Source organism: Vibrio sp. YQ_11 (assembly GCF_043103065.1).
GTDB classification, from domain to species: domain Bacteria; phylum Pseudomonadota; class Gammaproteobacteria; order Enterobacterales; family Vibrionaceae; genus Vibrio; species Vibrio parahaemolyticus.
Window position 1 is genome coordinate 120,359 of record NZ_JBICJM010000007.1, and the last position, 26,349, is coordinate 146,707.

At 41.9% G+C, this 26,349-nt stretch carries 22 protein-coding genes and 1 pseudogene; 19 read left to right on the top strand and 4 right to left on the bottom strand.

The window, feature by feature from the left end; translation table 11 throughout:
* Positions 1–257: 257 nt before the first annotated feature.
* Positions 258–1,163 carry a helix-turn-helix transcriptional regulator gene (locus ACF8EG_RS05600; protein WP_392419352.1) on the bottom strand — a complete coding sequence of 302 codons (906 nt, stop codon included), beginning with the start codon at positions 1,161–1,163 and terminating at the stop codon, positions 258–260.
* 178 nt (positions 1,164–1,341) lie between these two features.
* On the opposite strand from ACF8EG_RS05600, the gene ACF8EG_RS05605 reads away from it, so the two are divergent.
* From ACF8EG_RS05605 to ACF8EG_RS05615, 3 genes are all read left to right on the top strand, one after another.
* Complete coding sequence (locus ACF8EG_RS05605) at positions 1,342–1,464, top strand: hypothetical protein (protein ID WP_256913817.1); 123 nt, start codon at positions 1,342–1,344, stop codon at positions 1,462–1,464.
* A 15-nt stretch (positions 1,465–1,479) separates the two neighbouring features.
* On the top strand, positions 1,480–1,617 hold the full coding sequence (locus ACF8EG_RS05610) for a hypothetical protein (RefSeq protein ID WP_023585706.1): 138 nt from the start codon (positions 1,480–1,482) through the stop codon (positions 1,615–1,617).
* Positions 1,618–1,703: 86 nt separating this feature from the next.
* Positions 1,704–1,901 (top strand): glycine zipper domain-containing protein, encoded by a 198-nt coding sequence (locus tag ACF8EG_RS05615; protein WP_023585707.1) that lies wholly within the window; start codon positions 1,704–1,706, stop codon positions 1,899–1,901.
* A 115-nt stretch (positions 1,902–2,016) separates the two neighbouring features.
* Here the strand turns inward: ACF8EG_RS05615 and ACF8EG_RS05620 are convergent, their stop codons facing one another.
* Complete coding sequence (locus ACF8EG_RS05620; protein WP_029859209.1) at positions 2,017–3,285, bottom strand: hypothetical protein; 1,269 nt, start codon at positions 3,283–3,285, stop codon at positions 2,017–2,019.
* A 183-nt stretch (positions 3,286–3,468) separates the two neighbouring features.
* Here ACF8EG_RS05620 and ACF8EG_RS05625 point away from each other — a divergent pair, with 183 nt between their 5' ends.
* The 6 genes from ACF8EG_RS05625 to ACF8EG_RS05650 all read left to right on the top strand — a co-directional run bounded on the left by ACF8EG_RS05625 (position 3,469) and on the right by ACF8EG_RS05650 (position 9,927).
* Positions 3,469–4,626 carry a tyrosine-type recombinase/integrase gene (locus tag ACF8EG_RS05625; protein WP_225465006.1) on the top strand — a complete coding sequence of 386 codons (1,158 nt, stop codon included), beginning with the start codon at positions 3,469–3,471 and terminating at the stop codon, positions 4,624–4,626.
* Positions 4,627–4,636: 10 nt separating this feature from the next.
* Complete coding sequence (locus tag ACF8EG_RS05630) at positions 4,637–4,816, top strand: helix-turn-helix domain-containing protein (protein ID WP_005484891.1); 180 nt, start codon at positions 4,637–4,639, stop codon at positions 4,814–4,816.
* A 373-nt stretch (positions 4,817–5,189) separates the two neighbouring features.
* Positions 5,190–5,618 carry a hypothetical protein gene (locus ACF8EG_RS05635; RefSeq protein ID WP_029859213.1) on the top strand — a complete coding sequence of 143 codons (429 nt, stop codon included), beginning with the start codon at positions 5,190–5,192 and terminating at the stop codon, positions 5,616–5,618.
* Positions 5,619–5,684: 66 nt separating this feature from the next.
* Complete coding sequence (locus tag ACF8EG_RS05640) at positions 5,685–8,378, top strand: hypothetical protein (RefSeq protein WP_108694267.1); 2,694 nt, start codon at positions 5,685–5,687, stop codon at positions 8,376–8,378.
* 171 nt (positions 8,379–8,549) lie between these two features.
* Positions 8,550–9,209 carry a hypothetical protein gene (locus ACF8EG_RS05645; RefSeq protein WP_053805190.1) on the top strand — a complete coding sequence of 220 codons (660 nt, stop codon included), beginning with the start codon at positions 8,550–8,552 and terminating at the stop codon, positions 9,207–9,209.
* A 91-nt stretch (positions 9,210–9,300) separates the two neighbouring features.
* The gene (locus ACF8EG_RS05650; RefSeq protein WP_108694268.1) at positions 9,301–9,927 is read left to right on the top strand and encodes a hypothetical protein; all 627 of its coding nucleotides are present in this window, start codon (positions 9,301–9,303) and stop codon (positions 9,925–9,927) included.
* 172 nt (positions 9,928–10,099) lie between these two features.
* Here the strand turns inward: ACF8EG_RS05650 and ACF8EG_RS05655 are convergent, their stop codons facing one another.
* A complete protein-coding gene (locus ACF8EG_RS05655; RefSeq protein ID WP_199351420.1) occupies positions 10,100–11,650 on the bottom strand; it encodes a diguanylate cyclase in 1,551 nt (516 codons plus the stop codon).
* A gap of 537 nt (positions 11,651–12,187) precedes the next feature.
* Here ACF8EG_RS05655 and ACF8EG_RS05660 point away from each other — a divergent pair.
* The 3 genes and pseudogenes from ACF8EG_RS05660 (at position 12,188) to ACF8EG_RS05670 (ending at position 17,168) form a co-directional block, all read left to right on the top strand.
* On the top strand, positions 12,188–14,059 hold the full coding sequence (locus tag ACF8EG_RS05660; protein WP_199351419.1) for a methyl-accepting chemotaxis protein: 1,872 nt from the start codon (positions 12,188–12,190) through the stop codon (positions 14,057–14,059).
* 143 nt (positions 14,060–14,202) lie between these two features.
* Positions 14,203–15,708 (top strand): EAL domain-containing protein, encoded by a 1,506-nt coding sequence (locus ACF8EG_RS05665; protein WP_392419353.1) that lies wholly within the window; start codon positions 14,203–14,205, stop codon positions 15,706–15,708.
* Positions 15,709–15,901: 193 nt separating this feature from the next.
* A pseudogene (locus ACF8EG_RS05670) lies at positions 15,902–17,168 on the top strand (methyl-accepting chemotaxis protein).
* Positions 17,169–17,745: 577 nt separating this feature from the next.
* Here the strand turns inward: ACF8EG_RS05670 and cod are convergent.
* Entirely contained in the window at positions 17,746–19,029 is a 1,284-nt protein-coding gene (gene cod / locus ACF8EG_RS05675; RefSeq protein ID WP_069507421.1) for a chitin oligosaccharide deacetylase, read from the bottom strand.
* A gap of 247 nt (positions 19,030–19,276) precedes the next feature.
* Between cod and ACF8EG_RS05680 the strand changes: the two genes are divergently transcribed.
* The 7 genes from ACF8EG_RS05680 (at position 19,277) to ACF8EG_RS05710 (ending at position 25,989) form a co-directional block, all read left to right on the top strand.
* Positions 19,277–19,582 carry a PTS sugar transporter subunit IIB gene (locus tag ACF8EG_RS05680; RefSeq protein ID WP_005478850.1) on the top strand — a complete coding sequence of 102 codons (306 nt, stop codon included), beginning with the start codon at positions 19,277–19,279 and terminating at the stop codon, positions 19,580–19,582.
* A gap of 86 nt (positions 19,583–19,668) precedes the next feature.
* Positions 19,669–21,003 carry a PTS sugar transporter subunit IIC gene (locus tag ACF8EG_RS05685; RefSeq protein WP_005478832.1) on the top strand — a complete coding sequence of 445 codons (1,335 nt, stop codon included), beginning with the start codon at positions 19,669–19,671 and terminating at the stop codon, positions 21,001–21,003.
* Between the two features lie 49 nt (positions 21,004–21,052).
* Positions 21,053–21,364, top strand: coding sequence for a PTS lactose/cellobiose transporter subunit IIA (locus tag ACF8EG_RS05690; protein WP_005461092.1), 312 nt, complete (start codon positions 21,053–21,055; stop codon positions 21,362–21,364).
* Between the two features lie 10 nt (positions 21,365–21,374).
* The gene (locus ACF8EG_RS05695; RefSeq protein WP_053320663.1) at positions 21,375–22,697 is read left to right on the top strand and encodes a 6-phospho-beta-glucosidase; all 1,323 of its coding nucleotides are present in this window, start codon (positions 21,375–21,377) and stop codon (positions 22,695–22,697) included.
* Between the two features lie 18 nt (positions 22,698–22,715).
* On the top strand, positions 22,716–23,471 hold the full coding sequence (gene chbG, locus ACF8EG_RS05700) for a chitin disaccharide deacetylase (RefSeq protein WP_005461089.1): 756 nt from the start codon (positions 22,716–22,718) through the stop codon (positions 23,469–23,471).
* Positions 23,472–23,576: 105 nt separating this feature from the next.
* Positions 23,577–24,587, top strand: coding sequence for a LacI family DNA-binding transcriptional regulator (locus ACF8EG_RS05705; RefSeq protein ID WP_005461087.1), 1,011 nt, complete (start codon positions 23,577–23,579; stop codon positions 24,585–24,587).
* A 148-nt stretch (positions 24,588–24,735) separates the two neighbouring features.
* Positions 24,736–25,989, top strand: coding sequence for an HD-GYP domain-containing protein (locus ACF8EG_RS05710; protein ID WP_005497344.1), 1,254 nt, complete (start codon positions 24,736–24,738; stop codon positions 25,987–25,989).
* Positions 25,990–26,349 lie beyond the last annotated feature (360 nt).

Below are 26,349 nucleotides of genomic sequence, written 5' to 3' on the forward strand. Positions count from 1 at the left end.
ATTTTAGTGTTTGCTAATTAACGACGAAAAATGGCATCATTTTGAGTTTTCCCTTGAGTGGTATCGGTTTGAGGTTTCGCTAAATCACCTCTTTCCCTTATCCAGCATAGGTAAGTTCAAAATCGGTACATAGTGGCAAGTTCATGATTAGGACGGTAGGTCGCGGCGTAGTGAAACGACATTATGTCGTGGTTCTTTGTTGTCTTGGAGCTGAGCTTCTAGAGAGAACGCTAGGGCGTTATTTATTAACGCGGCACCTACTTGTAACGATCCAATGTGGCGTGGAGGTCGCGTATAAGTTCAAGCTTAAGGCTGACTGGGGAGAGAACCTCGACTTGAGGTATCCAAGACTTCAACAAGGGCAAGATATCGCTCAATCTTGATACTCGACTGCTAACCAACAAACTACCGTCACTCAGTTCTTTCAATAGCTGCTGATGGGGAAGAAGCGTATCTTCAAGAAAGCGCGGAGCTACTTCCCTATCAACCTGTACAAGCACTTCAGCATCATCCGGAGTTAGCCACTCCATCCCTTGTTTATGTATCTCCTCGTGGACCTTTTGACTCGGTTTGTATTTATCTTCCCGGCGGTGAATCCGTGAAATATTTGGCAGTCGGTACGAATGTAGCTGGTCACAGTAGGTCGCGGCGAGGAACCAGATACCACGGTCATTCACCAAGCGATAGGGATGGACAGATTCAAACGTTTTGCCATTGTAAATAAGGTCAATCACAGAGTGAGTGGTAATCACTTCGGTCAGCTGTCTAAACAGCGCATCGAACGTCCCGATGGATTCGGAGCGTGGATTCTTAAACAGAACGGGAGTGTGACCGTTGAACTTGTAGTGGTTAGGCAATAGCGCAGACAAACCCGTATCGTGCAGTACCTTGTTGGTATTCGCATTTCCATTATTTCGAGTTACCGGATCTAACCGATAACCCTCATTGGTGCGGATAATCGGAGCGTTGACTAGCCTTTCATTGAAATCGCGTCTCAGGGTTTTCTCGCTTACCTGATAATCCGCGACCAACTGCTCAGGGGAGAGCACCTCTCCCATAAACAATCTCGTCAATATGTCACCTAGCCTTAAAGCTAGCTTTTCACTCTTATCGCTCATGCTACTAGCGTACGGTTTCCCTTGGACAGGTTGAGGGCAAAACATTTTTAAATGTTTCTAACCGTCACGCACTTAGATTTGGCATAGCTTTCATTGGATAAGGCAGGGCAATGACGATGACTATTTTCACACTCATTCTGCGGTCTTGGACATATCCTGTCCGAGCGCAGTGGGATACTACACAACGTAGATTTACTACAACGTCAATTAAAGGAAGCAAGTAATGAAAGTGACATTCATTAAGCCACTTATGGCATCAGGTTATTCATGCCGCTCTTTAGGTTGTCCCGGTTGGGTCACCAAGGGTGGGTCATGCGATACGTGTGGCGCAATGGATTACAGTTAAGAAGGAGTATTCGTTATGGGTGGTTGGACAGAAGACCAAGGTGACTATGATGATGGTACAGAAGATTCTGGCTTCAGTCAGGACTTCGACATGGAACCGGGTGACGATGGTTGGCTCGGCGGCGACTTCATGGCTGATGATGACGATGATTAAGTTATCTTGATAATTTGAATATATCTAAGGGCGATATCAGCAATGGTGTCGCCCTTTTTCGTACCTGTGAGAAAAGGAAAAACATTATGACAAAAACACATTTTCATTCTAACCCACAACAGCGCTGGTTTAAGCCTAGCTCGTCAACAGGTGTTCGATTCGCGAAGTACGGTGCCACACTCGGTACCCGTTATGGTCCCCAAGGGGTCGTGATTGGTGGAGCGATCGGGTTTGTCGCAGGTGCATTAATCGGAGGGGCGTTGGATGAGCTAGATGTTATCTAGTGAAAAAGTAGAGGCGAAACTGCCTCTACTTTTTTCTTTGTCGTAACTGATGGGAAGTGGTTTCCCTTTATCTCGTCGGGCTTTTCCCTCTGTGTTCATTTAGCCCGTTGGGGAATTAATAACATTCCAAATTCGCACTACCATCCGTTACTTCGATTATCGGTATATCACTGTCGCTATTTACTTCTGCAAGTATGAGGTCTTTACGCTGCTTTAGGTCGAACACCGATAGCCGCTCATGAAACTGATACCAAGTAAGCTCAATGTTGCGCGTATCAGTCCCCCCTGTTTTGGATACGATGTTTACTTGTGTGCTCGATAGGGGGGCATCTTTCATTATCAAGTATTCCTTGTCCGGTAGCTTTTCATTCCATACATAGTCAGGCTTGAACACTGGCGCATTTCCGAACGGCGTATTGACTTGTCTAATCTCTTGCTTGAGCTTTAAGGCATAACGACAACTGTCACCGTCTTTGTCTTTGAAGTCTATGTAGAGCGTACAAACCTTGCCTTCTTTCTGTATACCAAGGGTGTACTTATATTCGTCGTGCTTAAGCTTGTCACTTTCGAAGAATGGGTTGTCCCGTAGGTGTAATTTGCAAGGGATATAGCCGATGTGGTCGTAGGGCTTGAACAGCAAGGTCATTTCTATCGGATCTTCTTCAAGCTTCCCTGTGGCTATCGTGGTGAACAACGCTGCATGAAAAGGTTTGTTCTTTGTCTTGGGCAGTACGGAATCTTTGCTTATGTTCTTACGGAACCATCGTTTGGTTGGCTCAATGAGGTGCTTTTCATTCGCTGGCGAGTAACTTTGAAGTACTTGCAAGATGACCTCTAAGCACTCATCTTCGTACTTCGTATCGTCATTGGCTAGCTCATTGACTTTGGCGATAAATGCTTGGTTCATCTCGTACCACAGTGGGAACTGGGTACTTTTGATAGAAAACGTTACCGGAACATGCGTGTATGCTTTGGCACGATTATCGTTAATTTTTTCGTGCATTTCAGCTTGTGTATTACGTGTTTCATCCTCGCTTTTCTTGAACGGTTTTACGGCGAGTGGGCGGTACGGATAATCCTCGACAATGTTGTTTTTGTCGATAGCGATGTGGATATCGATTGTATTATCGAGTTTATCGATAGCCGGTTTTACGGAGTACTTCTTTACGAACAAAGAATGTGCTGACTTGTTTGTAAAACTTGCAGCGATACCAGCCTCGGCGCAAGCCAGAGTGAGTTGGTTGGTGACCTTATCGACACTTACACCGAGTAGGTGGGTGAGTGTCTCAATCAGCTCATGTTTTTGATGAGGTGTTTTTAGGCCATCGCGATGAATATGTAGATTGACGATCTTATCGAGGTAGTGAGTCTTTTTTCTTGGCATGTCAAATCAAACAAATATGTTCCTTGTCGAGTACTTTACTCTTTCTTATCCCCTTATGTCTCCTAGGTTTTTACTTCAATGATGGCGTTGTGGGTTATTGGATGCGCTACCTCATCCAAAACCTTCAAAATAGTAGAAACAATAACTTAGTGCTCACGATTTACTTATACGGAGTGAGATATTGTGAGCACTACACCGATAGAAATGAACCAGAAGGTACTTAACGCCTTGCCTCGTCCTGCTAAGGGCGAGCAAGGTGTTGAGTATCCTTGGAAGAAAAACCCGCGACTACGCGTACTTGTGACCGCGACGAGTATGCGCTGGATAGTTCGCCTTGGCTGGAAGGGAAAGCGTTACTACGAGTCGTTTGGCACTTATCCCGAAATGAAGTTTGCTGAATTCAATCAGTTGGCTTACCAATTTATCGCTGATGTTCAGTCTGGGGCATACCAGAAGGGATCGCGTTTGACGGTTCAGCAGTTCTTTGATGACGTTGTACTTCCATATAGTCGTAATCATCACCGCGATTCTAAGACCTTTTTATCCCGTTCTAAGCGCGTAATGGCTGCGTTTGGTAAAGAGCGTGTTACGGACGTGACTCGCCGTGATGTTGAGCGTTTTCTCAATTCACTTACTGACTTAAGTCATGCGTCCATTAACCGTTATCACGCCTTCTTGTCGAAACTTTTTTCGATGGCGGTTGAGCACGAGATTATTGATAAAAGTCCAGTAAAGGGCGTTAAAAAACGGGTGGAGAACAATGCGAAAGACCGAGTGTTGTCCTCGAAAGAAGCGGAAAGCTTTTGTCGTCATGCTTGTGCTGAGCCGAACTTTCTACATGCGAGTGCGCTGATGTTGAGTTTGTTGACAGGTATGCGCATTGGCAACGTGATGAGTTTAACTCGCTCCATGCTTGCCGATGATCTTTCTTCTGCGCTCCTGCCGATGACGAAATCTGGTAAATCGCAGCGCATTTATTTCCCCGAGCCTGCAAAACGCCTGATCCGTAAATGTCTCAAAGTGTCGTTCAACGATTGGGTGTTCCCCTCGTTAAAGAACCAAGGCGAGCATATTGCCTACCCACGCGCTTGTATGGAGCGCATTCAGCAAGCCATGAAGCAAGAAGGCTGTCTGGACGCACCTTTTACTATCCACGATCTTCGCCGCACTTACGCAACCCAAATGTTGCTTGCGACGAACGATATTCGTCTCGCGCAGCAAAGTCTTGGTCACTCCAATGTGAATGTGACCGAGCGTTACGCCTATTATCAAAATACCCATTTAGCGCAAGCCTCTCAGCAGACCGTTGACGCTATGCTACCTAACTTACAAATCGATTAAGGAGTTCGACATGTCCAGAGTACTAACTATTGAAGAATTTGCTGAAATGTACGGTTTAAACCCTGCGACCGTGCGAACCAATGTGACTCGTAACCCTAAAAGCTTACCGCCAGTGATGCGCATAGGTCGCAGTGTTCGCTTCTTGCGTAGTGAGGTTGAGCGTTGGGAAAAAGAGATGACAATGCACTAACACAGTAATATCTCTCAATACAGATAAAAGCCCAAAGGCGTCCGTTAGGACGTCTTTGGGCTTTTTAGTATCTGCCTGTAAAAATCAAACAAAAGAGTACCGAACCTTGATCTTTTTACTGTCACAGTCTTGACGAGTGATATTTCTTCTAGCGCCTTTCGTGACTTAGGTTCTGCGCTAAATCTTAGCTGGACTTTGAGCTACGAGTTAATTGTTTTGTGGCTTGTCGACTCGATTCCCTTCTTAGTTGAGTGCTTTCTTTCATCCCTAATATGGACCTCAGCAACGCAGCGATTCTCTCGCTTAGTTGTTTTCGAGGGGGCAGCGAGCTTCTTCGCTGCTCTTTAACAATTAAATGATTTGAGGTATCAAAATGAGTAACTCTATTTTTGTGCGTACTAACTCTGGTGTAGCAAATGTGTTTGGTGGTAAAACTGTTCTTCCGTCTGAAGATCTACTGCTTATTCTGGGTGCAAAAGGCAATCTAATCGTTGCTGAAACTGGTGAAGAGGCTGACGCACTCTTTAAACAGGTATCGAAGAAGATGAAACCTGAGAAGAATAAATGTTTCATGCTAGAAAGCGGTGGCTGGATCCATGCGGATACGGTCGGCGGTGCTTTCATCTCTCCAAAGTCGGGTGCATTGTTGATGACGGTGGTAAACAGCGACAATTTGCTTGCTATGTTTACGCCTGAAGAATTCAGTGACCTCGAAGGTTTGCGTGACGCGATTACAGAAGCCTTACTGACGTACAGTGAGGGTAATGACCTGCCTAAGATTGCTTGGTCAGACTTTAAATAATCATCATTGTAAACCTTGCAAAAAGACGCCTTAGAGCGTCTTTTTGCGTTTCTGGAGAGTAGTTATATGAACGAAACATATGATTGGTTAGAGCAGTCTTCTGACTTAAGCATGGACAACCTAGCAACATCCGGTTGGACTGAGGACGAAGCGGTAAGTGCTTGGGGTGAAGCTCAACCTAGTGAGCCCACTTCTTTTGATGGCGTAAAGCGCAAAGTTAAACCACTGGTGGGTCGTAAGCCCAAAAAGAAGAAGCAAACTAAGCGAAAGCGACGAGAGGTAACACCGTTCTTTGAACGCCCCGTGATAGCGATGGATACTGAGTATGTAGAGTCTGAATGCGGAACCTACAACCGTATCTTGAGTTACCAATTTGTTGTTCTATTCAAGGGCAAGTTATCAACCATTATCTTGTTTCCTGAATCGACCAAAAAATCGGGACGGCTGGCACTGGACAAATGCTTGGTTCAGGCTATCGAAAAAGCGATGGAAGATGAAGTACTTGATAAGTGGCCGACTGACATCATTTTGTGTGCTCATTGGCTATCGGCTGATTTGTTTAACTTCAGCCAAGCTTTTGACCAACTCAAGACACATGTCAAAGGTTTACGTAAGACGGTGGCGAGTCTTGATGACGTATACGGACTGGAACTTGATAAAGTCATGTCTCGACGTATCGATAAAGAGCCTCTCAATGTTCACGACAAATCCCGCAACCGACACACCTTGTATATCACGTTCTACGACACCATGCTGCTTTCGCCCAATGGATCGTCACTAGCCTCTGTCGGAGAGCTATTGAAGATTCCAAAGGTAGAAATTCCAGAGCCGTACTCTATCTCTCGAATGGATGAGTTTCTGGAAGCACAACCGGAGAAATTCGCTGAGTATGCAATTACTGATTCAATTATCAGTGCTCGTCATTTCGAGCGTGTTTCTTCCTTCTGTCAAAATACACTCGGTCTAAATTCGGTTCCGTTCACCATCGGTGGTATTGCCGTTAAAGCCTTTGTGAATAGCTTGGATGATAAGCGCGGTTATCGTGGTTTGTTCGGTTTTGAGAAGGTGACTAAAGAAGTGTGGCCGTCTGACCGAACCAAGCCCCTAACGATAACTCGTGATGTGCCTGTAACAGCTCGTATGACGTTGGAAAACTTTGCTACCCAGTGTTATCACGGTGGTCGCAACGAGTCATTTATCGCTGGTCCTACTCCTATTGATACTTGGCGAGATTATGATGTTCCATCATGTTATTCGGCGATTACGCTAGGTCTGCGCGAGTTAGATTACGATCAGATGTACATGACTCGAGATCTGAAAGAGCTGTTTGGAGACAAATGTGCTTTGGCTTGGGTTGAGTTTAAGTTCCCTGAACATACTCGCTTCCCAAGCTTAGCCGTTCGATCTGAGTATGGGTTGATCTTCCCGCTATCAGGTGAAACGCACTGCACTGGTCATGAACTTGAAGTGGCGTATAACCAAGGTGCTGAAATCACCATCAAGCAAGCGTTTGTCGTGCCTTGGAAGAATGACGTTCGCATTTTTGAACCGTTTATGAAATGGGGTAGAGAACGCCGTAAGTCATTCGTTAAAAATAGCTTTGACGAGAAATTGACTAAGGAAATGTTGAATAGTTGCTATGGAAAGCTAGCTCAATCGTTACGCCCTAAGAGGTCGTTCGATATCCAAGCTGGTTACTCCACGCAACTACCACCATCGACTTTGACCAACCCATTTTTCGCCGCTTACACGACTGGCTTAGCTAGAGCCTTGTTGGGGGAAATGCTTCATAGCATCCCCGATGACAAGGTTGTTGTTTCAGTGACGACAGATGGCTTCCTGACTAACGCTGAACTGGATGAGATAGACCTAAGTGGCTCTATTTGTCAGCGGTTCCGAGAGCTCTACCATCGTATAGACCAAACTGGTGGTGAAGTATTGGAACTCAAGCATCAAGCGTCCCAGCTGATCGGTGCTAAAACTCGTGCTCAGTACACGGTTATCGGAAGTGAAGGTTTTGAGCCGATACTTGCGAAAGGTAGCGTTAAGGTTGATCCGATGGTCGCTGACCAAAGTGCTTATATGGTGAACAAGTATCTTACCCGTAAGCCCGGCGATAAAGTTGATGGTAGCTACCTGACACCGAACCGAATGCGCTTCTTAGAGCATAAGGATTTGATGCTAGAGAAGCGGTCTATCTACCAGAACATGGAGTTCGATCAGAAGCGACAGCTCCTAAATCCGGTAATGGTTGACGTGAAAGGACGGAAGCATATTGCGCTTGAAAGCAAGCCACACAAGTCGGTGGATGAGATGCTGTTTACAAGATTGCGCTTTGATCACTGGCGGAAGGTGCATTGTCTTAAAACGTCTGAGGATTGGTATGACTGGCAAGACCGCTTGGTAATGGCTGAAACCGCTAGTAATAAAAATTTGCGTTTAAAGGCTAATGAGGCCTCTGACAGTTTGATGGCACGCTTATTCTTGCGTTTCTACGCGCATGAAAAAAGCGGTATGAGTAAGAAACAGATCACCGCCAAAGCATTAGCTGAGTGGATGACCGATATTGGCTATCCAACCAAAGCGACCGCAGTACGTAGTGCTAAGAATACCAAATTGATTGAAGGTGCTGTACCGATGACAGAGCTGACCATCAACTTAGCTCGCTTAATAGTCTCGAAGTTTCCTGACTTCGAAGTTGAAATCCTCTTCAACCCTGAATCTCGCTCCTCACTGCGAGAAGCTCTCAGCCCGAACTGAGATCGTAAATATTAACCTATCGAAAGCCCTTATCTGGAAAGGCTTTTTTATCAAACATGCCATTGCACCGTTGGGGATATAAGAAACCCAACCTCACACGCAATGACATTTATTCAAATTCACAGCCGTCATTCCGGCGGCTAACTCAATAAAATTCTAAGGAGCATTATTATGGCTAATAAAAAATTTAACTTTTACGCATCGGTAAACAACAACAAAGCTCGTATCGTAAAAACATGGACTGAATGTGAGAAAATTATTGCTAACCCCGGTGGTAAGAAGAAGGGGGCTTTCACCTACAAACAAGCCGAAGAATACTTGCAGGAGTTGGTGTCTGAACGTGATGCTCGCCTTGCGCGCAGTAAGCCTAAGAGAAATCGATACAGTAATTCTCGACCAAAAGAAGATTTAAGCTTTTTGAGTACTTTCACAGCAAGACCTACGAAAAAGACCATTACCTGTAAGCTTGGTGTTGGCGGTAAGGGTTCGACTGTTTCGGTTGTAGGTGGTGACACGCAAGTATTTGAAGTTAAGAAACCTACAGTTTCAGCAATGCGCTACCAGCTCTGTATGCACACACTAAACATCGCTAAAAGTTTGTTAGATCAGGAGGTGAGTTCTATCGAGATTAAAGGGATGGATGCCGCGACGATAAAAACCCTCACTGAATGGGCACCGAAGTGGAAGCAACAGAACTGGGTGAAACCTAACGGACAGCCGAGACCGAACGCAGAACTCGTACGCGACATGCTGGCGTTGTATGAGCAGATTAAATCTAAGGTCAGCTTCGGTGACTGTAAAACCCCTGAATATGACGACGCACCATTCTAACTAAACATTAAGTAGCCCTACAGGGGCTGAGAGGCTTGTCCTCTCTGCTCCTGTGGGGCTTTTTACTATCTGAATTACAGGAATAATACCGATGAAAAATACTAAAATATTGACCGTGGAGGGCGTTGAGTTCCCTTCTCGTACCGCTGCTGCGCGTCACTATGGTTTGAATCCCAAATTGGTTAACGAACGCATTACCAAGTTCGGGTGGACGCTAGAGCAAGCTCTTGAGCTGGAAGCGCGCCCTAAAGGTGACTACCGCAAGAAAGTTGTTATAGACGGCACTGAGTACTCAAGTATGCGCCAAGCGGCTAGAGAGCTAGGTGTGGCGCAAAGTACGCTAATGAACCGCATAAAAGCTGGCATATCTGTAGAGGAAGCACTATCGACTCCTCAGTCCGACCGAGAGAAGCTAAAAGTTCAGTCCAAACCAATGTTTTACCAAGGAAAGCTCTATCCGTCTGCGCGCCATCTGTTGCTTACTAATCCCACTCTGGTTGCTGGTGGCGATTTGGGTAAGGCCGTTACCTCGTTGAATGATAAGGCTCGCCGAGCTAAGAATCATGGTGAGGTTTTGAATCTGTCGTTGGATCAAGTTACTGCTGAATATGGCTTAGCGAAAATTGGGTTTGCTGATGAGTTTGATGGTTTTGTTGTACAGTTAGTTGAGCAAGTTGGTGACGCGGCTTTGACCGAGCTGTTCTACGAGCTGAAGTAGTCCGAATTGGCTTTCTGAAGGGAGTAGTTGCGTTGAGTGACTGCTCCCTTTTTGTTGTCTGCATTTTATGCTGGTGGTTTTGTTGTCGGAGTGGTTGACTGAATCTTCGCTGTTGATGATTGAATTAATAATAAATTTTGTGTTTTTATCACTAGACCTTAATTCACTAAAATTAGTGAATTACATCATTCCATAAAACTACTTTGTCTCTGCCTGTTTTTTTTGCTTGGTATAGAGCGCGGTCTGCTCTATCAATGACTATCTCCATTCCTTCATCTGATTTTAGTACTTCTGATATGCCTAAACTAATTGTTATCGGTTTCTTTCCTGTGAATTGGTGTTTCTTGATATTAACTCTCAAAGACTCCGTCAGTATCAGTGCTTGATTTACAGATGTCTCTGGTAGCAGAATGATGAATTCTTCTCCTCCCCATCGTGCAAAAATATCACTTTTTCTCAGTCTAGATTTAATCAAATTGGTAAGTTCTAATAAGTATTTGTCGCCAACAGTATGTCCAAATTGGTCATTGATGGATTTGAAATAATCCACATCAATCATCACAATGGAGTATTTTTCTCCATTTCGTAAAAAACGCTCATATTCATAAGATAAAAACTCCATAAACCTGTGTCTGTTGAAAGATTTGGTTAAGTAATCCAAGCTAGATAAAGTCTTTAATTTAATGCTGTATTGATGATTTCTATAAAAAAACCAACTATACAGTATGAATATTACAATTGTGAAAGCCGCAAATTTTTCATAATCTGATTGCATGTCCTGAATTAGATGGTCTTTGTGGGTTGCAATTAAATAAGCAACATGTTCACCCTTGATGTTAATTATCGATAAGAAGTTTAGAATATAATAAGACGTATCTGTTGATAAGCTAAATGAAAAATTACTTTCTGTATTAATTCTAGGCTGAAGTTCTTTTGATAATGTTTTTAAATCGTCTAATAATTCCGGAAAGTTTCTGTTTTCATTGAACTTATTATGAACTTGTTTATCATAATAGTAATTGTCTGATAAAGTGCTTAGTGAGTAGTTTTCTTTCATACTTTCAAAAACACTACTATCGACCACATCTTTTTTTATCAGAAAATAAAAATCAAAGTCGGTATATAGGCCTGAAAGAACATCGATAATGCTAGACATTGAAAGTGATACTTCCATTGTTCCTAAAAATTTACCGGCCTTAAATATTGGATAAACGAATCTATAACCATTGAATATTCTTCCTTCTTCAAACCCTTCAACAAACTCTTTTCTTTCATTTGCTAATCTTATAGATTCTCGGATGGATAATAAGTTATCTCCATATTTATCTGGTTGATGAACTCGTAAGAAACTATCACCGTTTGGAAAGTGAAAATGTAGCTGTCTAAAATTACTTTTCTTTAATAGAGAATATTTATTTTTCACTATTGAAAGTAATTTGTCTCTGTATGTTTCCTTATCTTTTACATTGTACGCGTCTTCCATAATTTTTAGCACGTCATTATTGGATATGATGTCTCGATATATATATTGTGAAAATGGTTTATAAGTCGCTAAGCTTGATTTAACTTTTGCTTGGAATTCATAAGAAGAGCTCTGAAGAATTCTTTCTTTCTGTTGCGTATAATCCAAACTTACACGCCATAAGAAAAAAGCAAGAAATATTAATAAACTTGATAAAATGATAAATACTAATTGTTTGCTAAATATGTTTTTTTCTAACATCCAAGTCTACCACTGTACCTATTTTTAATTTTTGTGCATCAATATCCCAAACGAACCATGTACTTCATATAAGTCATTGATATCTTATTATACCTTTTAGTTATAACTAAACCTTACCTCTTAAGGAGTAGTTGTCTACATAGTAGTACTATAACTATCCAAAATCTGCAACTTTGTAGGTCTAAATGGGTGATGAGAAAGTTAGTTTTTGAAAATGACATGGTGTTCCTTAAGAATGATTTGGCATCTAAGTATCATAACCCTAAAGTTTAAACAAACTACGTATTTAGTTTATTTTTTAATTAAATTAGTAATTTACAATCTAGCGATTGAGGTTTGATTTGTAGTAACGGCATTTAAAAATTATCGGTTTCACATCTCTGACATTACCATGAATGGTGTCTATCATGGTGTGCTTTAGACATGCCTGATTTAGCAATTAATGAAGATAGGTATATAATTGTGGCTAATGACTCATTTTTGAAGTCTAAGTTCAATAACACTGTGATGTTGCAGTAGAAATGGAGTGGAATACATATGAGGTTTAGTCAAAAGATTGTTGGAGCGTCGTCTTTACTATTGTTAATGACAGCATCTATCTTATCAATCGAACAAGTAAATACCGTAAGAGCAGAAGTCACTGAACTGATTGGTAGTAGCCTAAAGGGGTTAGCTGAAGGGGTTGCCGACACCGTCGCAACCGAATTAGAAAGTAAAAAGGCCTTAGCTCAATCCACAACGGAAGTGATACAACTAGATGCTAACAATCGTGATTTTGTAAGAGATGTACTGGAAACAAATCGACTAAAAAGCAGCTTCATCTTTGCGGGGCTTGGCTATGCTGACGATGGTAAGATGATAGAAAACGATGATGGTTGGAACCCTGATACAAATTATGACACGCGTTCTCGACCTTGGTTTGTTGACGCTAAAAAAGAGAGAAAGCTGACAATTACTGAACCTTACATGGATTCTTCATCCGGAGAGATGGTGATATCGATTGCGACACCTATTATTCAAAGTGGGCAGTTTATTGGTGCGATGACTTATGACATGAGTTTAGGTCGACTTGCTGAAATGGTTAACAAAGTCAACTTATTTAATGCAGGTCACATGTTTATCATTTCTTCAAGTGGTATGACGATTGCTCATCAGAACGCTAAATATAATGGTCAAGATGTCACAGCTTATCTACCTAATGTACATATCAAAGAAGGGGCGCAAGCTCTTACAATAGACGGTAAAGAATTCGTGGTTGGTTTTACGTACATGCCGAGAGAAAACTGGTATGTAGGCTCTCTAATAGATCGCTCTAAAGCTTTTTCTGCAATATCAAAATTGCGCAACAGTGCAATAGTTTACACGATCATTGGAGTGGTTCTTAGTATCATCATACTTACTTTTTTGATTAAGTATTTAATGACACCTCTTAATGCTTTAAATAATGCAATTCAAGACGTCGCTTCAGGTCATGGTGATTTAACTAAGCGCCTTAGTACAGAAACAGACAAAGAGTTTGCTGAACTTGCTATCGGGTTCAATACTTTCGTCTCAACATTACAGAATCAGATTAAAGCTACGAAAGCGATTGGAGAGGAAATTAAACATGGTGCAGAGCAAACTATGGATAATATGCATAGTTCTGCTCAAGCAATGAACTCTCAACTTCAAGAACTAGAGCAACTTGCTGCTGCTATGAATGAGATGGCTGCATCAGCAACAGAGGTTGCAAACAGTGCTCAAGGAGCTGCCTCTGCTGCTCAAGATGCAGACAATGCTACAAAACAAGGTTCGACAATTGTTGGCGATACGACAACTTCTATAGGCGTACTCTCAGATCGTATAGAACAAGCTGTAGAAGAGGTTAAAGGACTTGAGTCAGCTACTACAAATATTGAATCGATCTTGAAGGTTATCAATGATATTGCTGACCAAACAAATTTACTCGCTTTAAACGCAGCTATAGAAGCTGCAAGAGCTGGAGACTCTGGTCGTGGTTTTGCCGTTGTAGCAGATGAAGTCCGAACTCTTGCTCAGCGTACACAACAATCAACAACTGAAATTCGTGTTATGATTGAGCAGTTACAGGCTGGCTCTAATTCTGTGTCGGTCGCAATGTATGAGAGTAAAGCGACGGCAGAAGAAGCCGTTAACAAAGCTCAATTGGCAGATAATGCATTACAGAAAATTCGAGGTGCGATTCAACACATCAGTGACATGAATATGCAGATCGCGTCTGCTGCTGAAGAGCAAAGTCTAGTTGCTGAAGAAATTAACCATAATACTCTCAAAATAAAGGACCTATCAGCACAGGTGTCTGACTCAGCACAAGAGGCAAATATTTCCATGCAGACACAGAAAAATAAAGTTCATGATCAAAATGATATTTTAGGTAAGTTCATCGTATAACTTTATAAATTGAAAGGATTATTAATATGATGATTTTAGCCGTTTAATGGGCATGTTAAATGGCTAAAATTTAATGTAATTGAAATTATTCGGATAATGTGGTTGGTGGTTATGATATTTTATAGAAAGTGGAAAATGCTAGAGTGAAAAATAAATTATTACTTGCTACCGTGTTCTTCTCCAGCTTCATAACGTCGATTATAATTGCGACATTCATTTCTTATCAATTCCAAAAGATAGAACAGAATAAGTTTTTATCGGAATTACTAACGAACTCTGAGAAAGTGACGACACAGTTAGTGAGAGTATTATCTGTAGCTAATCGTCTACAAAACTTCGAATGTGACCAAAGAAATATAAATGAGCTGCGTAAACTAGTCCAAGAAAGCTCTGAAATTTATGATATTGGATATATTGTCGATAAAACTGTGTATTGCACTGCTAATTGGGGTGTGGTTTTTCCCACTAAATTGATTTCAACAGATATTGGTAAAAATAATAATTATCAATTTTATGCCAATGAACATAGTCTCTACAATATAGTGGAAGATTATAATATAACGGCTAGTGGTAATTTTTTTGCAGTGAATATAACAACTCCCTATTCTCGGCAGATAAAAACTATGCCTAAATTTGCATTTGAGATTTACTCTTCAAGTATTGATTATATTTTTGAACGCTACACACCGTATAGCACCAACAATATACTTTATGGCTTGAACCTTGAGGCTGAGTTATGTAGTGAGCGTTACGAGTACTGTGTAAAAGCAGAAAATAGAAATGCGGGATTAAACTATTACAGCACTAATACAATTGTTTTAATAATTGTTTTTATTATTATTTTTTGTTACTTGATAACACATTTGGCATCATCACTAATCGACAATGCTCAGTCAATTGAAAGTCGATTTAGACGTGCATTAAAAAAAGAAATTCTACATATGGAATATCAACCCATAATAGATATTGAAAGCAGTAAAATAATATCAGTAGAGTGTCTTGTTAGGTGGTCAGATGAAAAATATGGAAAAGTTGCACCTCCACTATTTATTAGTATAGCTGAGAAATTATCTTTATATCCTCAGCTCACGTCTTTCACTACGACGCGTTCTATCACGGACATGGCTTCAATTTTAAAAAATGATCGTGATTTTTCTCTAAGTATCAATATAAGAAGTTATGAAATATTAGATAAAATGTTTCTCGTATTTCTACATAATCTTACTAGAAAACTGGATGTTAAACCGAGTCAAATTAAGATAGAAATTACTGAAGAAATTGATGTTGGTTTAAAAGAATTATTGGATTTTTCAACCAGAGCACGTGCGTTAGGATTTATTGTCGTGCTCGATGATTTCGGGACTGGTGTTGCAAATTTGGTATGGTTAACTGAAATTAACTTTGATTGCATTAAAATTGATCGTGTTTTCGTAAAAGCATTAAATTATGACTTAAAGAAAGGCATGTCTGAAGCAATAATGGATCTTGTGACTAGCTTGGGTAAGCGAATTGTTTTTGAAGGTGTAGAGACAGAGAAAGAGTATAAAATTATTAAAGAGCAATGTTCAACTGGATTTATTCAAGGATGGTACTTCTATAAAGCCATGCCAATTGATGACTTGATATCATTACTCGAAGGCCGTCGTTAGTATGTAGTTAGTTTTATATACATACTCTGTCTGTAAAGTTTGCCCATGTCATAGGGACTGCTAAGCCGTTTAATGGACTTAATTATAGTAAAAGCGTGCGATTGCTTTATAATATAATGATAATAATATCAATAAAATTTTTACCTATTGTGTAGAGTCGAGATATGTTTTTTCTAAAAAGAAAGAGTCACCTATAAAATCGAGTCATTCTGATGAAGTATACAATGCCATTAAAAAACACGTGGCGTGGGTCGAGTTCAATCCAGAAGGATTCATTCAAGATGCAAGCCCGTTATTTTTGAATTTTTTGGGTTATAAACTGGAAGAAGTCAAAGGAAAACACCATAAAATTTTGTGTTCTGAAAGTCATGCGAATTCATCGGTATATCAGGCTTTTTGGAAAGAGCTTGCTAATGGAGTGACTAAAGAAGGTACCTTTGAGAGAAGAAATAAAAAAGGTGAGACTGTCATTCTTGAAGCTACATACTTTCCAATTAAGGACTCCAACGGTCATGTAACTGGTGTAGCAAAAATCGCAGCCGATATCACAAAGCTTTACTACAAAAATCAAAAGAATGAAGCACTTTTTAGCGCACTAGACAAGTCTCTGGCAATCATTGAATTTTGATCCGCAAGGAAAGATTCTTAGCGCGAATGCAAATTTCTTAAATACATTGGGCTATAGTGCTAATCAAGTTGAAGGTCAACATCATCGCATATGTTGTTTTGACGATTTTTATAGTGAAAATCCTTGCTTCTGGCAAGAATTACAAGCTGGACAAATTAAGTCTGGACTGTTCCAGCGTCGTAGCTCTCATGGGGCGAGTATCTGGATTGAGGCAACATATAATCCAATCCGTGATGACACAGGTCAAGTTGTAAAAGTCGTTAAGTTTGCCAGTGATATTACAGAGCGTGTTGAGCGAAACCGCGCAATAGCTGAAGCTTCAGAAGTGGCGTACTCTACGGCAGTAGAAACAGCGCAAATAGCTCAGGAAGGAGCGAGACTTTTGGCTGAGACCGTTCACGTTTCATTAGATATCTCTGATAAATCAGAAGATACAGCCAAGAAAGTACTGCAATTAAAAGATACATCACAAAATATTCACAACATTGTGGCGACTATTCAGGGTATAGCGGATCAAACAAATCTATTGGCACTTAACGCAGCCATAGAAGCAGCCAGAGCCGGTGAACACGGAAGAGGATTTGCAGTGGTTGCGGATGAGGTTCGAAAACTGGCATCACGTACCTCTGATTCCACAGATGAGATTGTAAAAGTGGTGGAAGAAAATCAAGGTCTTATCAATGAAGTTACGGATAGAATGTCTGAGGTTTCATCAATTTCAAAACAAGGTAATGCAAAAATTACTGAAGTCTCGACGGTAATGGATGAAATTTATAAAGGGGCTGAAAATGTTTCAAATACCGTTATGAACTTATCGAATAGTCAATCATAGATATATAGGTGAGCTGTCTAATCTAAACGATTATTGTTAATGCGATCTGCACCAATAATATTTGAGTAGACGTCATGTGACTTTTGACATACCTAAAGTAATTTTTGGATTGCTAATCTGTGCTCGACGTGTGCTAAAAAGATCCTATGAAATCCTATTTCATGGTCCTTGATATCCAAAGGAGTCCTCTTAAATGCAAGTAATTACAAGAGCTTAAGAGGAATTCAAAATCCGTTGCCTTCGGGCGTGGCGGTTCAAGTCCGCCCACCGGTACCATATTCCAAGACAGAGCCTCGACGAAAGTCGGGGCTTTGTTGTTTCTGGCGTTTGTGAATTCAAACCTAGCGCGGCGTCAGGAGTGCCTGCCCAGTTGGATGCAAGCCTTGTCACCTCACTTATCAGTACCATACATAGAAAGGTCGCTTTTATAGCGGCCTTTCGTCGTTTGGGGGGGATGCGCTCAGATTTACGTGTGTTTGGAGATTCGAGTTGAATACCGATTTGCCGCGTTTCAAAAGAAAAAAGCGCGAGGGGTATGCCTCGCGCAAACTACTACATGATGATAGTAGGGAACAGCTTATAGAGCTGTGAACAAGGTGTTCTGTGAGTTGGGAGTCCAGTCTGCTTGAGATACGTGCGGTACATTAACTAGGTAACGCAAACCTTGATAAGTCACCACATCGCCTTGTTTGTATGAAACATTCTGAGTCCAATTAGTTGCTGGATCCGCATTCGTCCACAAGCTAGATGTTGGTGATGGAGCCCAATCTTGTTGCGCTGTATGGCTTGTTACTGCTTGATATACCGTACCGAGGTGTAGAACGTAGTCGCCGGCGCTGTAGTTGTTACCAACTTGCCAGTTCGGCGTGTAGTTATCCATGGTATCGAAGACATAACCAGCCTGTTTGGCTAGCTGGATAAACTTCGCGAGCTTCGGTAGGTTTTGAGTTGCACCCATGCCACGTTTACCGTCTTCAAACAGGAACTCGTGAGTTAGTACAATAACTTTATCGGCATGCAAAGGTGTACCACATGGGAACTCTTGTGCTTTGGAGTTGATAGGGTTAATTGTCGTAGGCGCACAAGTATTTAGCGCGGAATCGACATACCCAAGGAATGGTTCAGCTTCTGTAAGGCTGTTTGCTGGCATCGCAATGCCCCAGTTTTCAGGGGCCCAATCCACATCCCAACCGTGAGTTTGATAGCCATTATTCGCTAGGATATTTTGAACCGCGATGGCTGCTTTTACACTGTTGGATGGATTTGCCGTATCACATGCATAGCCAGGCTCCCAAGGTTTAAGATCATCGGACGTGGCACATAAGCCGTCCGCTTTGAAGTCTTTCGTAACGCGCCAACCATTGGTATACGGCAAACGAGCAAACTCATTCGCTTTATAGTTTGGGTAGCTCGTAATGTTCGGCAAATATTTTTCTAGTACTGACAAGTTTTCTGCAAACATCGAGGCATCGTAGGCAGGATCTTGATAAGAGTTGATCTGGTGATCACCCGTTGCATTACATTCTGCCGCACTGTTTGGGCCAAATTCTTCAACACAGTTGTGAACCATATGGTCATAACTGTGGTTTGCGACGATGTGGCCGCTATCCAACGCCAGTTTTAGTGCCTCTAACGCTCTGTCTTCGTTTTCATCACCAATACCATCTAGATGCCACGCATTTAAGTAAAACGTCGCTTTTACTTCTTCTTGATTTAGCACATTAATGACGTCAATTGAGGCGTTGATTGGGCCATCATCAAACGTCAGATAAATGGTTCCTTTGGTGTCAGTTTGGGCAAATGCATATTGAGATAGAGCGGCACTTACAAGCGTTGCAATAGCCAGTTTATTTAATTTCATTTTCGATTCCTTTTCGAAATTAATAATGACGTTGTCAGTAGTAATATATTGATAGTTGTAAATGTAAATTCGTAATCTTCCTTAATTCTCTGACTTTTATCCTAGACCTAAATAATTATTAAAAAATAGACCTTATTTTCTAAAGTGAGATTCTGTTCACGAATAACGCAACCGGTTGCGCTTTTTTGTGCTGATTATTTTTGCTACAGTTTTTGCAGGTTGAAATTTACACAACGGGAGTAAGGCTATGAAAAAGATCCTTTTATGCTGTAGCGCAGGGATGTCGACCAGTATGCTTGTTAAAAAAATGGAGCAAGCTGCTGAAATTAAAGGAATTGAATGCAAAATTGATGCGATGTCAGTGAATGCATTTGAAGAGGCGATTAAAGAGTATGACGTTTGTTTACTAGGTCCTCAGGTACGCTTTCAACTAGAAGAGTTAAGAAAAACAGCGCAAGAGTACGGAAAAAATATCGATGCGATATCTCCCCAAGCATATGGAATGATGAAAGGGGACGAAGTACTAGAGCAAGCATTAGAATTAATTAACTAAGCCAATAATTTGAAATAAAAGAAAATTGTTCATCAAATATAAATATTTGATGCGGGATTATTTTGTCTGAAATAAGGATGGACTCTATGAAGCTTTATGACGCGATTATAGGAACAGTCGAAAAGCATATAGCCCCTATCGCTGCAAAAGTGGGTAATCAACCCCACGTTCGCGCAATGAGAGATGGTTTTATTGTCGCTATGCCGTTTATCATCGTGGGCAGTTTCATTTTGATTTTTGCATTTCCACCATTTGCTGAAGATACGACGTTTACCTTTGGTCGTCTTTGGCTTGACTTTGCTACCACTCACTTTGACACCATTATGATGCCTTTCAATATGTCGATGGGGATCATGACCATCTTCGTGTCGCTCGGTGTCGCCTACAGTTTGGCGAAAGCGTACAAAATGGATGGGATCACTAGCGCGGTTTTATCTTTAATGTGTTTCTTGCTGGTGGCCGCACCAGCTCAAGATGGCTCGTTAGCGATGAAACACATGGGCGGTACAGGGATCTTCACTGCAGTAATGTGTGCCTTCTTTGCTGTTGAGCTGTATCGATTTATGAAAAAGCACAACATCACGATTCGCATGCCAGAGCAGGTGCCGCCTGCGATCGCGCGTTCTTTCGAGGTGTTACTGCCTGTTCTAGCTGTGTTTGTCACGCTTTACCCATTAAGCATCTTCGTTCAAACCCAATACGACATGTTGATTCCTGATGCAGTTATGGCGATGTTCAAGCCATTAATCAGCGCATCAAATACTTTACCTGCCATCATTGGTGCACTACTTATGTGTCAATTACTTTGGTTTGCAGGGATTCATGGTGCCGCGATTGTGGTTGGCCTTCTATCGCCAATCTTTCTAACAAACATCAGTGGAAACATTGACGCATTTGTTGCTGGGCAACCTGTTCCGAATATCTTCACTCAGCCGTTCTGGGACTTCTATATCTTCATTGGTGGTTCTGGTGCGACGTTAGCGTTGGTTCTACTGATGTCATTTAGCCGCTCTGTTCACCTAAAGAGTATCGGCCGAATGAGTGCGGTTCCTGGCTTCTTCCAAATTAATGAACCAGTGATTTTTGGTAGCCCAATCGTAATGAACCCAACATTGTTCATCCCATTTGTTTTTGCTCCAGTAATTAACGCAACGATTGCTTACTTTGCTGTGCACCTTGGCTTCGTAGGTATGGGTGTAGCTACTACGCCATGGACGACGCCGGCAATTATTGGTGCGTCTTGGGGAAGCGGCTGGACGTTTTCTCCGGTGCTGCTCGTAGTGGGGCTGTTGATTCTTGACCTTCTTATCTACTTCCCATTCTTCAAAATGTTTGAGAAGCAAATGCTTGAGCAAGAACTACCAACAACCAAAGAAACGAAACAGGCAGAACAACCTGCTGGTGAAGGCGTAACCGCTTAATTATGAATGGGCTGTTTTACCAAGCAGCCCATATTTCTGGAGAGAGAAAATGGAACAAGAACTGGTTGTAATGGAAATCATCTGTAATGCGGGTGAAGCCAGAAGTTTAAGTTATGAAGCACTCCGTTTGGCGAGAGAGCAAAAATTTGAAGCAGCAGAAGAGAAATTGTTGCAAGCCAGAGAGTGCATTAACAAGGCGCATTTAATTCAGACGCAACTGATCGAAGAAGATCAGGGGGAAGGCAAAGTGCCGATGACTCTGGTTATGGTGCACGCTCAAGATCATTTAATGACAACGATTCTAGCGCAAGAAATGGCTGTTGAGATTGTCGCTTTGAACAAGCAACTCGCGAACAAGTAAGGAAATCATTATGTCTAGAGAGGCGATCAAACTTGCCATTATTGGTGGTGGCAGTAGCTATACCCCGGAATTGGTTGAAGGGGTAATCAAACGCTTGGATTACTTGCCAGTTAAACAGATTCACTTTATGGACATAGAATCCGGCGCGGAAAAGCTAGAAATCATCAAAGGCTTGGCTCAGCGGATGGTCGATAAAGCGGGCGCGGATATTGAAATTAAAGCGGATTTTGACCGCCGTGCTGCGATCAAAGGCGCTGACTTTGTCATGACTCAATTCCGTGTAGGCGGGCTTGCTGCTCGAGCAAACGATGAAAGAATTCCTATCAAATACGATGTGATCGGACAAGAAACCACAGGCCCTGGCGGATTTGCTAAAGCACTGAGAACCATTCCGGTCATTCTTGATATCTGTAAAGACATTGAAGAGTTGGCGCCAAACGCTTGGATGCTCAACTTTACGAACCCTGCTGGTCTCGTCTCAGAAGCGGTGAGTAAGCATACTAAAGTCAAAAGTATCGGCTTATGTAATGTACCCGTCTCAATGGAAATGATGATTGCAGAGATGATGGATTGCGAGCCCAAAGAGCTACAGTTGGAGTTTGCAGGTCTAAATCATCTGGTCTGGGTACACAAAGCGTGGCTGAAAGGCGAAGACATCACTCAAACCGTCTTAGAGAAAGTCGGAGATGGCGCTAACTTCAGTATGAAGAACATTTGGGAAGAACCGTGGGATCCGGCATTTCTAAAAGCGCTCGGTGCGATTCCTTGTCCTTATCATCGCTATTTTTACCAAACAGACGCTATGTTGGCAGAAGAAAAGCAGAGCGCAGATGAAAAAGGGACTCGCGCAGAGCAAGTCATGGAAACCGAAAACGCATTGTTTAAGCTCTATCAAGATCCGAACTTAGACCACAAACCGAAAGAGTTGGAAGAGCGAGGGGGAGCGTATTACTCAGATGCGTCACTCAATCTCGTCGACTCTATTTATAACAACCGTAACAGCATTCATGTCGTAAACGTCTTAAACAATGGCGCGATCAATGGTCTACCGGATGACGCCGTGATTGAATGCAGTGCAGTGATTGGTAGTTGGGGAGCAAAACCACTTGCTGTTGGTGAGCTATCAAACAACATCAAAGGACTACTGCATCAAGTGAAAGCTTATGAGCAGTTGACGATAGAAGCCGCTGTTGAAGGTAACTACGACAAAGCATTGATGGCATTAACGAATAATCCTTTGGTGCCAGACATTGGTCGAGCGAAAGCGATATTGGATGAGCTGTTAGCGGTTAATGCGCCTTATTTGCCTCAATTTAAACTTACAGCGTTGTAATACTAAGGAAGAGCGTCAATGAAAGTCATTTTTAATGCGGACGATTTTGGTCTGACTCAAGGTGTTAATAACGGCATTGTAAAGTCCCATCAAGATGGTGTCGTGAAATCGACTACTATGATGGTAGGGATGGATGCCGAGCAGAATGCAATCGAGTTAGCTCATCAAAATCCAGACTTAAAAATTGGCGTACATCTACGGTTTACAGCAGGTGCTCCTCTCACGGAGCACCCAAACTTAACCAATGGTAGAACGCATTTCGTCAAATACAGTGAATTGTGGAACAAGCAAGATTTTGAAGCTCAAGCGGTTTACGATGAAGCTAAAGCTCAAATTGATCACTTCTTGTCACTTGGACTAACGCTCAGTCATCTTGATAGTCATCATCATGCTCATACGCACCCCCAGATTCTTCCTATTGTTCAGAAACTCGCGAAAGAGCACCGCGTGCCACTTCGCGGGAGTGGTATCTGTCATCAACCAATGACGACAAGCTATTTCTTTACCGATGAGTTTTACGATCAAAAGGTAAGTTTGGACGGATTAATGCAACACCTTCTGAGCTTAAAAGAGAATTACGATGTGGTAGAGGTGATGTGTCATCCTGCTTATGCCGACCAGCCCCTTATTATGAAAAGTGGCTATGCACTGCAAAGAGAGTTAGAGCTACAAGTGCTCACATCTCCCATTCTAAAAGAGCAATTGGCGCAGCATGGTATAGCCGTCACGGATTACTCCGCACTCGTTTCTACCAGCCAAGTTGTAGGTGTATGATTAAGGCTGCCAGATTCGACCCCTATAGTCACCTTACGAATTGCTGGCAGCCATTTTTCGAATAAAAACATTCATTATTTATTAGCAGTTGGATTCATTAGCATTATGGCAAGGATTAAAGATGTCGCCGAACTCGCCGGTGTAAATCGTTCTACCGTTTCTCGCATCATTAATGGGGAAGGAAAGTTTCGTGAAGAAACTAGAAAAAAAGTAGAACAAGCCATGGCGCAATTGAATTACCGTCCAAGTGCGATCGCCCGTTCTCTTGCAACATCGTCAAGTAATATGGTCGGTTTGTTGGTGACTTATTACACCGGTGGATTTTTCGGTGAAATGATGGAGCAAGTGCAAACGGAATTGGACATTCATAAGAAGTTTCTCATCACTGCGCAAGGTCATCATTCTGCTGAAGGAGAGAAAGAAGCGATTCAGCGTTTCAACGATCTTCGTTGCGATGGCTATGTTCTGCATAGTCGCTATTTATCCGATGATGATCTACGTGAGTTAGCAAAACTTCCTACGCCTTTTGTGCTTCTCGATCGTTATGTTGAAGGGATTGAAGAGCGCTGCATTACGTTTAATCACCACCATGCAAGTCGTATCGCTGTTGAGCACTTAATCGCTGGTGGCCATAAAAACATTGCCTGTATTACCGGGCCATCCCTACGTCACAATAGTTTGCTCAGAAAGCTTGGTTATGTTGATGCAATGAAAACAGCCGGTATCGACATTGATGAAAGTTGGTGTGAAGAAGGGAATTACGGCAGACAAAGCGGTTATGATGCGATGGCTTCCATTTTGAAACGTCACCCAGAGGTAACTGCTGTATTTTCATGCAGCGAAGAAATGACGGTTGGGGCGATGCAATATCTTCATGAGCATAAAATTTCGGTGCCGGAGCAAATCTCTTTAACCAGTTTTGACAGTGTAGACCTATGTGAAAGTTTGTACCCGACGGTATCTGCGGTGCATTTCCCTATTAGTGATATGGCGCGAGCGGCTGTGCAAACGTTAATGGGGTTAGTAAAAAAACAGGAGCACATAGAAAAACCTGTCTTCGAAGCAAAGCTGAAATTGCGTCATGCGGATCGAGTCTTAAAACAAGACTCTGATTGATATTCAGGTATGAGCTTGATTCAAATTATGAACAACACTTTGGTTCTTAACGCGAATGACTCGCACTTGTGAGTTCTTATTGATGAATTTATTTACAGAATCTACTACTATTCTTGGTTTATCGTGAAAACTTAATAGTAGTGAAAAAGTGGCAGCAATTAAACTTACAGTGGATCGTATTCAGCCGGGATTACATATCCGCCTTCCGCTAAAGTGGAACGATCACCCCTTCCTACTCAATAGCTTTAAAATTAAAGACCAGGAACAGATCGAGATGATTCGTCATCTCGGTGTGAAGTTCGTGTACTTTAATCCAGAACAAAGCGACACCGCACCATTGCCCGTTAATCAAATCCAAACGGACAGCACAACAAGCAATGAATCGTTGGATCTAGAAACGCAAAAACTGTGGCAAGAAAAACAGAAACGAATTGAAAAGCTCAGTGCATATCGTCGACGAGTGATTCAGTGTGAGAAAGAGTTTGAACGCTCACTTGCGCGGATGCGATCAGTCATGACGAAAATTCGTAACCGCCCAACTGCCGCTGTTGATGAAGCTCAACTGTTAATAGAAGACATTGTTGAGAAGTTGATGTGCGATGATAACGTCACACTTCATCTAATGAACGGCAAAAACGAATTTGAAGATATCTATTTCCATTCTCTAAACGTTGCGGTTATTGCCATGATGATTGGGCGTGCGAAAGGGTATTCTGCCAAGCAACTAAAAGAGCTCTCTTTCGCTGCTCTGTTTCATGATATGGGTAAGATCAAAATCCCTACCGCTATATTAAGAAAGCAAGTGCCATTAACCGAGCCAGAAACCAACTACCTAAAGTTACATACTAAATATGGTTTGGATCTCGCGAATCAGATCGAAGGTTTTCCTGAACCAGCTAAAACCGTGATTGCTCAGCATCATGAGTTAAGAGATGGCTCCGGTTATCCTGAGGGTCTTAAAGGGGATGAAATTGATGAATTGGCTCAAATTGTCATAGTGGCAAATGCATTTGATAATTTGTGCCATACACCGATCGCTTCAGAACAGAAAATCCCATACACCGCCCTTTCTCATTTATATAAAAACTGTAAACACCTATATAAAGAAGAAAACCTTAATATTCTGATCAAGTTCATGGGCGTCTTCCCTCCTGGCACGGTTGTTCAGTTATCTAATAATATGGTGGGATTGGTCATCTCAGTGAACGCTTCAAACCTGCTATTTCCAAATGTTCTGGTTTACGACCCATCAGTGCCAAGAACTCAAGCTCCCATCATTGAGCTTGCATCGAAAGATTTGAGGATCGTAAATGCGATTCATCCATCTAAATTGCCAGATAAGATAAAAGAGTACCTAAACCCACGCTCGCGAATATCCTATTTCTTTGACAGTGATGAGTAGTTATCCACAGTTTTTTGTGAGTATTCTGTAGAAATGCTGGGTGTTAATTTGGGTGAATTTAGATGTTGAGTGGAAAGTGTCCATTTGGCATGTTTTTTTAGAAAAAATGCATTTTTAGTATTGCCAAAGAAATTCTTCTCCCTATAATGCGCATCCATCGACACGGCAGACGCGATAAGGCTTCAGCAGGGTCGGAGAGGTAAAAAGCTTCTACGAAAATTAGTTGAAAAAGTGTTTGACACTAACAACCAAATCGCTAGAATGCACCTCCGCTTTGAGAGAAAAACTTCTCGAAAAGCAAGCTCTTTAACAATATAGACCTATCAATCTGTGTGGGCACTCGTTGATGATAATCCAATT